Here is a 13877-nt window from a genome sequence, read left to right on the forward strand (position 1 = left end):
TCTTGTCGCTTACAAAGTCTGCAAGCTAGCTATTGTAAATTTGTAAAATACCGACTACTTTTCTCTCTTCCCCAAGTACTACCATTGAATTGATTCTGGATGCCAGCATTTGTGCTTCGGCGGTCGCAAACATTTCATTTTGATCAATTGTTTTGGGTGATTTTGTCATGAACTCATATGCTTGAAGTGTTGTTGGGTTTTGATGTGCATTAAGTGCTCTACGTAAATCGCCATCTGTAATGATTCCTTGTAATTGATCTTCATCTATTACCAGGGCTAATCCTAACCTGCCAGTATTCATGGTTGATACCACCTCACGGAAGTTTGATTCAGGTTCACAAAATGGCAGATTTTTTGTTTGCATGACTTCATGAACGCGGGTTAGTAGTTTTTTGCCTAAGCTTCCGCCAGGATGAAACCTAGCAAAGTCTTCTGGTTGAAAATCTTTAAGTGTAGACAAGCTAATGGCAAAAGCATCCCCCATGACTAAGGCCGCAGTGGTTGAGTTTGTTGGGGCAAGATTATTGTTACAAGCTTCACGATCTACGGATATATCCAAAACTGCATCAGCATGTTTAGCCAATGATGAATTTAGATTGCCCGTCATTGCGATAATTTTATTTTTTTGCCAGTGTAGAAATGGAATGATTCTAATGATCTCTTCAGTTTCTCCACTATTTGAAATTAAGAGGGCTACATCTTTAGGTTCTATCATTCCCAAATCACCGTGAAACGCTTCTCCAGGATGAACAAAAAATGCAGGGGTGCCTGTTGAGGCAAGCGTCGCAGCTATTTTTCTGCCAATTATTCCTGATTTACCCATTCCGATCATAACAACTCGGCCTTCATTATTCTGGACAATAGCAATTGCTTTAAGAAATTCGTTATCCAGCCTTTCTGACATACTTAACAAGCTTGAAATTTCAGATGTAATCACTTGTTTTGCAATTGTGAGTATTTCTCCGCGATCAGGCATTTTTTTCAGAAACTCCGGCAATATTTAGGTGGTGTAGATAAAGAGTCTATCTTCATGAAACAGATACATATTTGAAATGAATCCTTAAATCAATTTATGGCTAAAAACAAATTAAATTTAGGTAAAAGCCATAAAACTAAAGCAATAATATATTTATACTATCTGTAATTAAATGGTTAACTATTTAATTTATCTGGAAAAGTACTATGTATGCATACAAAGCAATTTAAATGCCTGGCTCGATTTTTGCACGTGAGTAATGATTAGTCAGGGCAGATACAGCGTAGAATCAAATGGTAGCTTTTAATAATTGAATCCAAGTATTCCAGACCCTTATGAATTTAAAATTAATGTTGTACGGCTTAGGCTTGATCGGAGTTTCGTTCATAGCTGGATTATTCGCCGTTGTATATTCCTCGCTTGCCGGAGAAAAGATTCTACTTTTAGCTGGTTTGCCTGCATTGTTGGCTCTAGGGGTATTTCTTGCCTTAGATAAGACTAAATTGTTCATTTTGATTCTTTTCTTCAGGTCGGCAGCCGACATCATATTTGCAACTGCTTCATTTGGTTCATTTGGTATAGGCGGGCTAATCAATCTGCTGGTAATTGTAATTGCACTGATGTTTGTATTAGAGCGCCCCAGCGGGTTTACTAAGCTAATGGCTTCTATATGGCTGCCATTGTTGTTTATTGCTATTCTTTCAATTAGTTACACGCCTGATATTGGGGGCGCGCTTAAAACATTGAATGCGCTCTTGACCTATTTTTCCGTTTTTGTGATTGCTTTTTATTTGGTAAAAGATAAATCTGATTACAAATACTTTATTAATCTGATTTTGCTTTCTTCGATATTACCTGTACTTTATGCCTTTGTTGATATCGGCCTGCATTTTGGCCATATGGGTAATGGCGATAATCGATTAAAAAGCACATTTGGGCATGCGAATATTTTTGCTTTTTACTTAGTGCTAGTGATATCACTTCTGTTTTACAAGATAAAAAGCACTGCGATGGAATTGAGCCAATTTATTAAAATTGGTTTTTTCTTTTATATGTTAGTTTTAATGGGTCTTCTATTACTTACCCAAACACGCAGTGCTTGGGGAGCCTGTCTATTCACATTCGCGATCTATGGCCTAATTTTTGAGCGTAGATATCTGGTTTATTTAATGTTAAGTGGTTTTTTTGCGCTATTGATTCCCAGTGTCAGGGATCGCGTATTGGATTTGGGCGCCGGAAATGAATATGTGCAATACGCCAAACTAAATTCATTTGCTTGGCGCAAACTGCTCTGGCAATCAGCACTTGATTGGATGGAGCCTGTGCGATATGTGTTCGGTTATGGATTGGAATCATTTAAGTACCGATGTACTGATTTTTTCCCTGGCGGTATAAGCTTTGGGGCGCATAGTATTTTTATTCAATGGTTTTTCGAAACTGGCATAGTTGGTATTCTGACTGCGGTTTGGATGTACTTCAAAATGATATTTACTCTTAAAGATGGATTGAAGTCTGATCGCGTTGGGACAGTGATTACACTTCTGATTATTGCTGGCTATATGATGGAAGCATACTCAGACAATATATTGGTTTATCTTTCTTTCAATTGGTACTTCTGGTTTTTTATGGGTGCTAGCTGCGCTTTAGTTATATCAGAACGAAATAAAATTGCTCCTACTAACGATGACTCAGGCGTTTCAGACTCTGCGGCACCTGAGAAAAAGAATAGATTTTCAACGCGTGGGTTGGCACGATGATTCAGGATATGGACTGGGAAGCTGATTTAGCCCGTTACTCTTCTTCAAAACCTTTTTCTCACGAGCAATCTATCTGGGCTATCTGGGTCTATCGCTTTGGCCGTCGTACTGGTGAATTGCAGCCGGGCTTGCGCCAACGCTGCTATACCAAAATATATTGGTTATTGTTCAGAATAGTAGAGACTATCACTGGTATCAGTTTACCAAAGTCATGCAAAATTGGGCCCGGTCTTCGCATCTGGCATTTTGGCAATATTTTCATACATCCAGAATCTGTTATTGGAGCAAACTGCACATTGAGGCAGGGTGTGACAATTGGTAACCGTGTTGAAAATGGTGCGGCACCAGTCATTGGCAATAATGTTGATTTCGGGGCTTATGCGCAGATACTGGGTGGTATCACGATAGGCAATAATTGCAAAATTGGTGCAATGTCTGTGGTCTTATGTGATGTACCTGATGGAGCAACAGCAGTAGGGGCACCTGCTCGTATCATTCATGCCAAGTCCGAGAGTATTTAATTAGCTGCACTTGGCGGCATTCAAATTTCAAAAGTTCTCAGAAAGGCTAGTGCAGTGAGCCAGTATCCAATCGCTTATTTTATTAACCAGTATCCCAAGGTAAGTCATAGTTTTATTCGAAGAGAAATATTGGCCTTAGAAAAGCAGGGGTTTAATATTTTAAGAATATCTCTGCGCGGTTGGGATACCGAGGTGGTAGATCCGGAAGACAAGCTAGAGCGCGAGCGTACAAAGTACGTATTGCAATCAGGATTGTTAGGTTTAATAGTCCCTGTGATAAGAACGTTTTTTCAACATCCGTTTAAATTTATATCAACGCTTAAACTGGCTATCAAAATGGGTTTACATGCAGATCGTGCATGGCCATTTCACCTTATTTATTTTGCAGAGGCTTGTAAACTTTTGCCTTGGTTGCAGGATTTTAATGCCAAGCATGTGCATGTGCATTTTGGCAGTAACTCAACTGAAGTCATCATGTTGGCACATGAGCTTGGTGGTCCTCCGTATAGTTTTACCGTGCACGGCCCAGAAGAGTTCGATAAACCTGAATTTTTGAAACTTGGCGAGAAAATTAAACGTTCTGTATTTGTGGTGGCAATTACTTCTTACTGTCGTAGCCAATTATATCGATGGGCGGATTATAAGGATTGGTACAAAGTGAAAGTAGTGCATTGTGGTTTAGAAGAGGCTTTTTATAATGTATCTGCCCCCCTTATTCCAGAAGCCCCTCGTCTGGTTTGTGTCGGACGCCTTTGCGAGCAAAAGGGGCAACTTTTATTGATTGATGCATGTAGGTTGATTGCAGATAAAGGAATAGATTTTGAATTGGTATTAGCGGGCGATGGAGAGATGCGTAAAGAAATTGAAGCGCTGATTGCCAAATACGATTTGCAATCCAAGGTAAGAATTACAGGCTGGATTAGTAGCAATCAAGTTCGTGATGAAATTCTTGCAGCTCGAGCACTTATATTGCCGAGTTTTGCTGAGGGCTTGCCGGTTGTGATCATGGAAGCAATGGCTTTAAAACGTCCTGTATTAACTACCTATGTAGCGGGAATACCTGAGCTAGTGATTGCTGATGATACAGGATGGTTATTCCCCGCTGGCGATGTGGATGGATTGGTCACGGTGTTGGAGGATTTCTTGAACACCTCAAAAGAGAGACTTGCTGCAATGGGCGAGGCTGGATATAAGCGCGTTTTAGAGCGACATTCCGTAGATGTCGAGGCTGGAAAGTTGGCAAAGTATTTTAAAGCCTTGCCAACTCATGACTCAAATAAGTGATGGCATATTTATGTATCTAATCCAGTGTCTTTTTTCTTTGATCATCATCATTCTGGCCATTCCCGTTTTGTTGTTTTTTGTACAAATCTTATTCTCTTTATTCCCGTTGAGCAGTCGCCAAATAACAACCAATCGCAGTTCAATCGCAGTTTTGGTACCTGCACACAATGAGTCGAATGGAATAATTGCGACAATTACGTCAATAAAGGCACAACTCAATACAGGAGATCGATTGTTGGTCGTTGCTGATAACTGTGATGACGATACTGCAGAAATCGCAAAAGCGAACGGTGTGGAGGTTATTCAGCGCACAAGTGAGAATCAGCGTGGAAAAGGCTATGCCTTAGATTTCGGTGTGCGATATCTGGAGGCTGATCCTCCTGATATCGTTATTATTGTGGATGCTGATTGTATCGTTCATGATGATGCATTAAATCGGTTAGCATTTGAGTGTATAAGCCTAGGAAGGCCCATACAGGCTTTGTATTTGATGAACTCTCCTGGAAATGATGGTTTGAAAACAAAGGTGGCAGAGTTTGCCTGGGTGGTAAAAAACTGGGTAAGGCCATTAGGTTTTCTGAGGCTGAATTTGCCATGCCAGCTGATGGGTACGGGTATGGCTTTCCCTTGGCTGTTATTGAAAGAGGCTGACTTATCCAGCGGGCACATCGTCGAAGACATGAAGTTGGGTATTGATTTTGCAAGATTATCTAAAGCGCCCCATTTCTGTCCCGATGCGTTGGTCACTAGTACTTTCCCAATAAATGCGGAAGGCGTTAAATCTCAACGTACACGCTGGGAGCACGGTCACTTGGGTATGATTGTTAAGGAAGGCCCTGCATTATTGCGAGAAAGTTTGGTGAAGGCTAATCTAGAACAGCTCTTTATGACTTTAGATATGTGCGTGCCGCCTTTGGCAATGCTCATTATTCTAATATTCGCCATGTCACTACTAGGCGCAGTTCTTGCTCTATTTAATCATCAGTTATATCCGTGGTTATACGTCTGGAGTTTGCTAGTAACTATGGCGATTTCAGTGATATTAGCTTGGCTCAAATATGGGCGAAATATTTTGTCGATTAGCCATTTAATTTATATACCCTTTTATGTGCTCAGCAAAATACCTTTGTATGTGAAGTTTGTGGTGAAAAGACAGGTTGAGTGGGTGCGTTCACGTCGAGACTAATGTTTTCTGATGAGTTGTTCCTAAGTCGTAATATCTAGAAATAATAAATATGATTAATAAGAGGTTTGGCGTATTAGATGGATGGAGGGGTATCGCCATTATCCTTGTTCTATTGGCCCATTTATTTCCACTAGGGCCAAGTAATGGTCATTTGAATGTAGCATCTGGTATCGCAGGCATGGCCATTTTTTTCTGTCTATCTGGCTTCTTGATGACCCATCATTTGATTAATCGGCCAAATGTTGTTGATTTTCTTATACGTAGATTTTTCAGAATTTTGCCATTAGCTTGGCTATATATGGGCTTTGTCTTGTGGTTACACCCAGTAACTTATGACGTGTGGCTAGCTCACATATTTTTATATGCAAATTACCCTCCAAAGCCATTAATTTCTACTACAGATCATATGTGGAGTTTATGTGTAGAAATGCATTTTTATCTTGGGATTGCATTACTAGCAGGCTTGTTGAAGAGGAATGGGTTACTGATGATTCCTATTCTCTGTGTTCTATTTACATTGCTAAGAGTTTTTTATGGCATGCATCATTCTGTGATTTCTCACTTTCGTGTGGATGAAATTCTGGTAGGTGGAATATTGGCACTGATTTTTAATAATCAATTTATTAATACTGACATCAGTAATTACTTAAAAACGTTTTTATCAAAAATTAATCTGCTGCTGATTCTTATTATGTTTTTAATTAGTTGCCACCCAGCTATCGGATGGATGGAGTATGTAAGACCATATCTTGCAGCTTTGCTAGTTGGATCTACATTATTTAATCTGGATAGTGGTTTGAAGAAGCTATTGAACCACCGTGTTTTGGGCTACATCGCAACAATCTCATTTGCTTTGTATGTGTTGCATCCGTTGCTGGCGAGTACATGGCTAGGAAGCGGTGATTTAATCGAAAAATATGCAAAAAGGCCCTTGCTTCTTGCCGCTGTATTGATAGCAGCACATGTTTCTACTTTTTATTATGAAAAGCGATGGATAAATTTTGGCAAATATATTTCTGAACTTATCTCACACAGAACGCAGTAATAAACCTTTCATAAGTTAAGTTGAATATTCAGCCATATAACAAAGGGACTATGATGCGTGCCAATCCGCGGATTTATATTGTAGTTTTTCTATTACTGCTTTCGACAGAGTCTGCTTATTCAGCAGACTTTCACTGTGTTGATGGTTCAGGCCAGGAAATATATATAAGCGACTCATCACTTTGCGGTAATAAAAAAAATAAAAAAGTGGTATCTCCATCTCCATTAACTGGAAATAATTCAAATTATGGCACGTATCTGAAGCCATTTTCTGCAAGAAGCCCTTGGAATTCTAGGCCACATATCTATACCTTAGGTGGTGATGTGATTCCTCCAGATGCATACGAAGCGGCAATTGCCTCAGGTTCTTTTTCGACCTCATTTTTTACAGCATCAGCCAGTGATGCCCCCGTTACTATTTACGGAGTTTACGATCAGGACTCAGAAATGGTTAGGGATCTGGTTTTACCACACTGGCCCGATAATGTTAGCTCAGCAAATGGTTCTGATGGCCATATTGACGTTTTAGATACTACGACAGGAATAATACATAGCTTCTGGATCGCTAGGCTGAATGATGGTAAATGGAGTGCGAAGCTATATGCATGGTCAAGGATTGATGATTCTGGTTTCGGTGACCCCGCCCATTATTATAAAGGGGCGAGGGCTGCAGCTGTGCCAACCAGTGCAGGTATTATTCGTGTGAATGAGATTGATGACGGTAAAGATCAGTATGATCATGCATTGGCTATGTCGCTCACCTACTCAGCATTATCACCTGTACCTCCTGGGTATATTTATCCTGCAACTTCGGCAGACTCGAGCTATCAGGCTAACAGAGGCACTATTCCAGAAGGCGCATTAATGATGCTGCCTAGCAATTTTGATTTATCAAAAATTGCTAGCTCAGCGATCCGTAAGATCGCTAAAACTTTAATGAGTTATGGTGCATATGTTGTAGATCGTAATACAGGTACGCCATTTGTAATTTATCAGGAGATTGGCACTGCTCCAATTGCTCAGTGGCGGCAAAGTGCTGATACTAGATTGATTCGGACTGCATTGAGGCAAGCAACTGTCTCTGAGTATTTAGACGCTAATGGAATCCCATACGCACCAACTACCAAGCAAAATATTTTATCAATGCGAGGTATATATCAGTTGCAAATGGGTAAAGTAAAAAGTACTTATGATACCTATAATCAGAAACGTACATGGAGCAAAACATCTGAGGTGTCTAGAGAGTTTATATATCCATTTAGTAAAGTTGAGTGGTCAAAACCTGTAGCAGGTGATACATATGAAGTCGTTGCTAATACTGAGGGTGGAGCTAAGTTAGAGTTGCAAGTTAAAGGAGATCAGAATTTTGATTCTGGTCCTCTGAAAGATGGGGAAAGCAAGACCTTTCAATGGCCAGAGGAAGGCCATATGGTCATTATTATATATAGTGGGATTGCTGAGAGCTCTAGCGTGTCAGGCACGCTAATTAAGAAGTAGTAGGTATCTTTTTCATATTTTTATTTAGATTATTATGAGCCGATTGAAAAGTATAAATTCACTTACACTAAGTTTGAAAGCACCCAAATGCGTTGGATAGTACTATCCCCGTTTACACATTCAGAAGATCCAAAATGGATATTTGAATATATTGACCCAAAACTTCATACCGTTGAAGCTGTGCCATCAACCTACTATCATGATCGATCAAGAAAAAGCTCATCCGCGTCTGACTGGCTAGATTATTTTGTGCATGGTTTTAAGGGGTTTTTAGCGTCGTTTGGGAGATCAAATTCCACTGGAATTATTACAGCATTTCCACAACTAGCACTCGTTATTGCTTTATTAAAAAAATTATCTGGACGTAAGAGTCTTCCCCTAATAGCCTGGTGCTTTAACTTGGGGCGACCATATCAGGGAATAAAAGGTAAAGTCGCGAGATTTTGTCTTTCCTCAGTCGATATTTTTGTGGTTCACTCAACTGCGGAAATTGAGATTTATAGTAAGTGGCTCAATTTGCCTTCTTCAAGATTTTTTTTCGTACACTTGAGTGCAGAGCCTCCCAAGAGTGAGCCTTGGCTCGAGGAGGGTGAGCCTTATGTTGTGGCTCTTGGTACAGCAAACAGAGATTATTCTCTACTTACAGAAGCCTTGGTTCAGTTAGGTTACAAGGCGGTTATAGTTTCTGGAAAGTATGCCATTGAACATTTGAATGCCCCTGAGGCCATCAGTTTTAAATCCGATTTATCCTTAGATGAATGCCATCGCCTAGCAATACATTCTCGTATCAATGTGATTCCGATTGCAGATATTGATTCTCCATCTGGCCAAGTTACTGTTATTGAATCAATGATGTTAGGCGTTCCGCTTATTGCAACCGAATGTGCAGGAACAACGGATTACATTGAGAATGATGTTGACGGCATATTGGTAAAGCCAAAAGATGTCGAGTCGATGAGGAATGCGCTGGAGAAGTTATGGAATGACAAGGCGTTGAGATTAAATCTTGCATTGAATGCGAAAAAAACTGCAACGGAAAAATTTACTTTTAAGGCAGCATCTAAAAGCCTTCTGATAGTTATGAACCAACTAGAAATAATATATATGAAGTCAAATACTAAATAAACATGAGCTTTTATATACTCAATTTAAATTTCAGTCGATCAATAGACTACTCTTAGCCTGTAAATATGATGCTGGTTTCTGGCACTAAACTTGCTCACTTCATATGTACATTATTCCAATATAGTTTTTCATCTAATTCGCGCTATGCAAATTCAAACATGCATAACAGACAAGAAGTGAAATTAAAAATCTAAAAAGTTAAATTAAGAAAATATACTGACCTATTAATGAAAAACAAACGAGTCAAACTTTTTGGCATATTAATCGATGCGCTTGATATGCATGATACGGTTGGCGTTCTGAAGGATTGGCTGATCAGCGATTCAAGGCAGTGTCGTTATGTTGTAACACCCAACGTCGATCATCTGGTAAAGCTTGATAAAAATGAGATATTTAGAGTGGCATATCAAAATGCTTCGCTTGTTGTGGCAGATGGGAGGCCTGTAGTGGCAGTTGCTTCAATGTTTGGAGATCCTTTACCGGGGACTGTTCCTGGCAGTGATTTGGTGCCTGAAATCTTTGAACGCTTCCAAAAAGAAAAAACGCCATTGAAGGTTTTTTTGCTTGGTGCAATGCCAGGTGTAGCAGATAGCGCAGCTAAATTAATTGAGTCAAAATGGCCTATGGTGAGTATTGTTGGAACTTTGAGTCCTGTATTTGGCTTTGAAAAAGATGTTGATGCCTGCATAAAAATTTGCCAATCCATCAATGCTAGTAATGCTGAATTGCTAGTTTTAGGGCTGGGAGCTCCTAAGCAGGAATTGTGGGTCTATCAATATGCTAGCCAATTATCGGTGAAAGTTGCGCTTTGTGTAGGTGCGACCATTGATTTTCTAGCTGGAGAAAAGCCTCGTGCGCCAGCTTGGATGCGAAAATTTGCGATTGAATGGTTGCACCGCATGGCATCAGAGCCAAAGCGGCTAGCTGGGCGTTATTTTAATGATGCACTGGTATTCCCAAGACTAATAATTAAAGAATGGTTATCAAGAAGATGAGAGCGTTATTTTCAAAAAGCTGGGGTTGCTATGACTAGTATTATTCCGGTGGTTCTTTCGGGCGGTTCTGGTACACGTTTATGGCCATTGTCTAGAGCTTTATTACCTAAGCAGCTACTTCCTTTGGTATCAGAAAAATCAATGTTGCAAGAGACTCTCGCTCGCTTGTCATCATGGACAGCAGTTGAGGTGTTATCGCCAATCATTGTGTGCGGTAACGATCATCGATTTTTGGTGGCAGAGCAATTGCGTGAAATGGATATAAAGCCAAGATCTATCATGCTTGAGCCTGTCGGACGAAATACGGCTCCGGCTATTGCAGCAGCGGCAAATAGCCTAAGTGATATGAATGGCGCACTCATACTAGTTTTGCCAGCAGATCATGTCATTCGTGATATTAATGCTTTTGAAGCTGCAGTCAAAACCGCAGCTATTGCAGCTGAGGCAGGTCGACTTGTGACTTTCGGTATTCGTCCAGACAGCCCTGAAACTGGTTACGGATATATTAAGTTGGGCGATACTTTGAGCCTTGCGGATGGGTGTTTCGAAGTGGGTGAATTTGTTGAAAAGCCTGATCTGGCCACTGCAAAAAGCTATCTAGAATCTGATGATTATTTCTGGAATAGCGGTATGTTTTTATTTAAAGCTGCCGTCTATCTAGATGAACTCAAGAAATTTAAACCGGAGATTGCAGAACAAGTACGTTTGTCTTTTGACGGAAGTTATAAAGATCTGGATTTCTGTCGTTTGGAAGAAAATTCATTTGCGGCATCGCCATCTGATTCTATTGATTATGCGGTGATGGAACAGACGACACTAGCTGCTATGGTTCCTGTTAATATGGGCTGGAATGACGTTGGTTCATGGACTGCCTTATGGGACGTCCAAAGTAAGGATGCGGATGGAAATGTGGTTCGCGGAGATACGTACATTCATGATGTAAGTAATTCACTTATTCGCAGTGAAAGTCGCTTAGTTGCAGTAGTCGGAGTTGAAAATCTGCTGGTCATTGAAACATCGGATGCCGTATTGGTTACTCACAAAGACCGCGCCCAAGACGTCAAGAAAATCGTTGATCACCTCAAGTCAGAGAAAAGAAAAGAACATGAAGTTCATGCACGCGCTTATAGGCCTTGGGGCTGGTATGAAGGTATTGATGCGGGCGAGCGTTTTCAGGTAAAGCGAATCATGGTGAAGCCCGGAGAAAAATTATCTTTGCAGATGCATCATCATCGTGCAGAGCATTGGGTAGTGGTCAGCGGCTCTGCCATGATTACGGTTGATGACAAGACAAATCTTTTCAGTGAAAACGAATCTGCCTATATACCAATAGGCTCAACCCATAGACTTGAAAACCCAGGTAAGTTGCCTTTGCATTTAATAGAAGTGCAATCGGGAAGTTATCTGGGTGAAGACGATATCGTCAGATTTAATGATTCTTATGGGCGTACATAAAGCTTGCAGTTTTGTTGTGTTCGACTTGATTGATTTGGAGTGAAATGTTGAGCAATGTGATTTTAGTGACAGGTGGTGCTGGATTTATCGGATCTAACTTCGTCCTTGATTGGGTGCAAGGTGGTTTTGGCAAAGTAATTAATCTAGATGCACTTACCTACGCGGGTAATCTCGAGAATCTTGCAGCTATTGAGAATGATGCTAACCATGTATTTGTTAAAGGGGATATTGGCGATCGAGCTTTAGTGGCCAAACTATTAATGGAGTATCAGCCTGATGCTATATTGAACTTTGCCGCTGAAAGTCACGTAGATCGATCCATTCATAGCCCTGGGGACTTTATTCAGACAAATGTTGTGGGGACTTTTCATTTGCTTGAAGAAGTACGCAGCTATTGGAGCAACTTGGCTGATGAAGAGAAGCTGAAATTCAGATTTTTGCATGTTTCAACGGATGAGGTATACGGCACTTTAAGCCTGACAGACCCTGCCTTTACTGAAAATAATCCTTACGCACCCAATAGTCCTTATTCTGCTTCTAAGGCAGCTTCAGACCATCTGGTTCGTGCATATCGCCATACATATGGTTTGCCTGTCTTAACCACGAATTGTTCTAATAATTACGGCCCATATCATTTCCCGGAAAAACTGATTCCTTTATGTTTACTTAATGCCATTGCAGCGAAACCATTGCCCATTTATGGAGATGGCCAGCAAATCAGGGACTGGTTGTATGTAAAAGACCATTGCAGTGCTATACGTCGCGTTCTTGAAGCAGGCCAGTTGGGTGAAACCTACAATGTAGGTGGATGGAATGAAAAATCTAATTTGGATGTGGTCAACATACTGTGTGAGATTCTTGATGAATTAAAACCTCGCACTGATAGTGCTAGCTACAAGACTCAGATTACCTTTGTTAAAGATAGGCCTGGGCATGACAGGCGTTATGCCATTGATGCTACCAAACTGGGGAGAGAGTTGGGTTGGAAGCCTAAGGAAACATTTGAAACTGGGATTCGCAAGACAGTCCAATGGTATCTGGAAAATCAGGTATGGGTTAAGAATGTGACCAGTGGCGAATATCGAAACTGGGTAACCAAACAATATACATAGATTAGGTCTGGCAGCTATCGAATGAAAAAAATATTATTAATTGGTAAAGATGGTCAAGTTGGCTGGGAATTGCAGCGTGCATTAATTCTTTTGGGTGAAATCAAGGCTGTAGATGTTGCTGATTGTGATTTAACCAATCCAGATCAACTTAAGTCATTGATTCGCACATATAACCCAAATGTCATTGTAAACGCAGCAGCCTATACAGCGGTCGACAAAGCTGAGTCAGATGAGCAAGTAGCAAATGCTGTCAATGCTATAGCCCCCCAAATCATGGCTGAAGAGGCTGCTTTGTCAGGTGCTTTGCTTATTCATTATTCAACGGACTATGTTTTTGATGGGACTAAGGCGGGGTTTTATGCTGAAGATGATGTTACTCATCCCCTTAGTGTTTATGGCGCAACCAAACTAGCTGGTGAAATTGCAATCCAAAAATCAGGTTGTGAGCATTTAATATTCAGAACCAGTTGGGTATTTGCTGCTCGAGGTGCTAATTTTGCAAAGACCATGCTAAAACTGGCAAAACAACGTGAAGAATTAAAGGTTGTCGGGGATCAATTTGGAGCACCCACCTCCGCTGAATTATTAGCAGATGTTACCGCTCTCTGTATAAGGCAAAAATTACAGGCGCCTTCAGAGTCTCCGGATGGTGTCTATCATTTGGTGGCGAACGGAGAAACAACATGGCATGCCTATGCACGATATGTCATTAAAACGGCGATTGATATCGGGCAGGATTTGAAATGTCTCCCTGAGAACGTCATTTCTATACCAGCTTCTGATTACCCCGTACCAGCAAAGCGACCGCAAAATTCAAAGTTGAATACCAGTAAGATCAGAATAACTTTCGGAATTAACCTGCCAGATTGGCAATATCATGCACACCGTATGCTCAGCGAAATTCTAGCAAATTAAGTAAACCGAT

12 protein-coding genes are annotated in these 13877 nt (G+C 40.6%); 11 read left to right on the forward strand and 1 reads right to left on the reverse strand.

The genetic code is table 11. The features are described from left to right. Positions 1 to 25: 25 nt before the first annotated feature. Positions 26 to 976, reverse strand: coding sequence for a KpsF/GutQ family sugar-phosphate isomerase (locus ZMTM_RS02665; protein WP_221764795.1), 951 nt, complete (start codon positions 974 to 976; stop codon positions 26 to 28). Between the two features lie 335 nt (positions 977 to 1311). Here ZMTM_RS02665 and ZMTM_RS02670 point away from each other — a divergent pair, with 335 nt between their 5' ends. The 11 genes from ZMTM_RS02670 to rfbD all read left to right on the forward strand — a co-directional run bounded on the left by ZMTM_RS02670 (position 1312) and on the right by rfbD (position 13867). Next, positions 1312 to 2733, forward strand: coding sequence for an O-antigen ligase family protein (locus tag ZMTM_RS02670; RefSeq protein ID WP_221764796.1), 1422 nt, complete (start codon positions 1312 to 1314; stop codon positions 2731 to 2733). Then, a complete protein-coding gene (locus tag ZMTM_RS02675; protein WP_221764797.1) occupies positions 2730 to 3254 on the forward strand; it encodes a serine O-acetyltransferase in 525 nt (174 codons plus the stop codon). The genes ZMTM_RS02670 and ZMTM_RS02675 overlap by 4 nt, the downstream gene beginning before the upstream one ends. Positions 3255 to 3308: 54 nt before the next feature. Next, complete coding sequence (locus ZMTM_RS02680; RefSeq protein ID WP_225907069.1) at positions 3309 to 4538, forward strand: glycosyltransferase family 4 protein; 1230 nt, start codon at positions 3309 to 3311, stop codon at positions 4536 to 4538. Beyond that, the gene (locus ZMTM_RS02685) at positions 4522 to 5724 is read left to right on the forward strand and encodes a glycosyltransferase family 2 protein (protein ID WP_225907070.1); all 1203 of its coding nucleotides are present in this window, start codon (positions 4522 to 4524) and stop codon (positions 5722 to 5724) included. The genes ZMTM_RS02680 and ZMTM_RS02685 overlap by 17 nt, the downstream gene beginning before the upstream one ends. A gap of 49 nt (positions 5725 to 5773) precedes the next feature. Then, positions 5774 to 6769 carry an acyltransferase family protein gene (locus tag ZMTM_RS02690; RefSeq protein WP_221764798.1) on the forward strand — a complete coding sequence of 332 codons (996 nt, stop codon included), beginning with the start codon at positions 5774 to 5776 and terminating at the stop codon, positions 6767 to 6769. A gap of 50 nt (positions 6770 to 6819) precedes the next feature. Beyond that, positions 6820 to 8265 carry an Atrophin-1 multi-domain protein gene (locus ZMTM_RS02695; RefSeq protein ID WP_221764799.1) on the forward strand — a complete coding sequence of 482 codons (1446 nt, stop codon included), beginning with the start codon at positions 6820 to 6822 and terminating at the stop codon, positions 8263 to 8265. Positions 8266 to 8352: 87 nt separating this feature from the next. Then, positions 8353 to 9390, forward strand: coding sequence for a glycosyltransferase family 4 protein (locus ZMTM_RS02700; RefSeq protein ID WP_221764800.1), 1038 nt, complete (start codon positions 8353 to 8355; stop codon positions 9388 to 9390). A gap of 227 nt (positions 9391 to 9617) precedes the next feature. Continuing rightward, positions 9618 to 10385 (forward strand): WecB/TagA/CpsF family glycosyltransferase, encoded by a 768-nt coding sequence (locus ZMTM_RS02705; RefSeq protein ID WP_221764801.1) that lies wholly within the window; start codon positions 9618 to 9620, stop codon positions 10383 to 10385. Positions 10386 to 10415: 30 nt separating this feature from the next. Then, positions 10416 to 11840, forward strand: coding sequence for a mannose-1-phosphate guanylyltransferase/mannose-6-phosphate isomerase (locus tag ZMTM_RS02710; RefSeq protein WP_221764802.1), 1425 nt, complete (start codon positions 10416 to 10418; stop codon positions 11838 to 11840). Between the two features lie 47 nt (positions 11841 to 11887). Further along, complete coding sequence (gene rfbB, locus ZMTM_RS02715; protein WP_221765547.1) at positions 11888 to 12952, forward strand: dTDP-glucose 4,6-dehydratase; 1065 nt, start codon at positions 11888 to 11890, stop codon at positions 12950 to 12952. A gap of 21 nt (positions 12953 to 12973) precedes the next feature. Then, complete coding sequence (gene rfbD, locus ZMTM_RS02720) at positions 12974 to 13867, forward strand: dTDP-4-dehydrorhamnose reductase (protein WP_221764803.1); 894 nt, start codon at positions 12974 to 12976, stop codon at positions 13865 to 13867. The last annotated feature ends 10 nt before the right edge of the window (positions 13868 to 13877 follow it).

Origin of the sequence: Methyloradius palustris, assembly GCF_019703875.1 — a bacterium.
In the GTDB taxonomy this organism is placed as follows: Bacteria; Pseudomonadota; Gammaproteobacteria; order Burkholderiales; family Methylophilaceae; genus Methyloradius; species Methyloradius palustris.

Excerpts from the sequence above, each read along its gene's own strand:
- ZMTM_RS02670 (WP_221764796.1), top strand. The coding sequence starts at position 1,312 with ATGAATTTAAAATTAATGTTGTACGGCTTAGGCTTGATCGGAGTTTCG.
- ZMTM_RS02705 (WP_221764801.1), top strand. The coding sequence starts at position 9,618 with ATGAAAAACAAACGAGTCAAACTTTTTGGCATATTAATCGATGCGCTT.
- ZMTM_RS02685 (WP_225907070.1), top strand. The coding sequence starts at position 4,522 with ATGACTCAAATAAGTGATGGCATATTTATGTATCTAATCCAGTGTCTT.
- ZMTM_RS02690 (WP_221764798.1), top strand. The coding sequence starts at position 5,774 with ATGATTAATAAGAGGTTTGGCGTATTAGATGGATGGAGGGGTATCGCC.
- ZMTM_RS02700 (WP_221764800.1), top strand. The coding sequence starts at position 8,353 with ATGCGTTGGATAGTACTATCCCCGTTTACACATTCAGAAGATCCAAAA.
- ZMTM_RS02710 (WP_221764802.1), top strand. The coding sequence starts at position 10,416 with ATGACTAGTATTATTCCGGTGGTTCTTTCGGGCGGTTCTGGTACACGT.
- ZMTM_RS02675 (WP_221764797.1), top strand. The coding sequence starts at position 2,730 with ATGATTCAGGATATGGACTGGGAAGCTGATTTAGCCCGTTACTCTTCT.
- rfbD (WP_221764803.1), top strand. The coding sequence starts at position 12,974 with ATGAAAAAAATATTATTAATTGGTAAAGATGGTCAAGTTGGCTGGGAA.
- ZMTM_RS02665 (WP_221764795.1), bottom strand. The coding sequence starts at position 976 with ATGCCTGATCGCGGAGAAATACTCACAATTGCAAAACAAGTGATTACA.
- ZMTM_RS02695 (WP_221764799.1), top strand. The coding sequence starts at position 6,820 with ATGATGCGTGCCAATCCGCGGATTTATATTGTAGTTTTTCTATTACTG.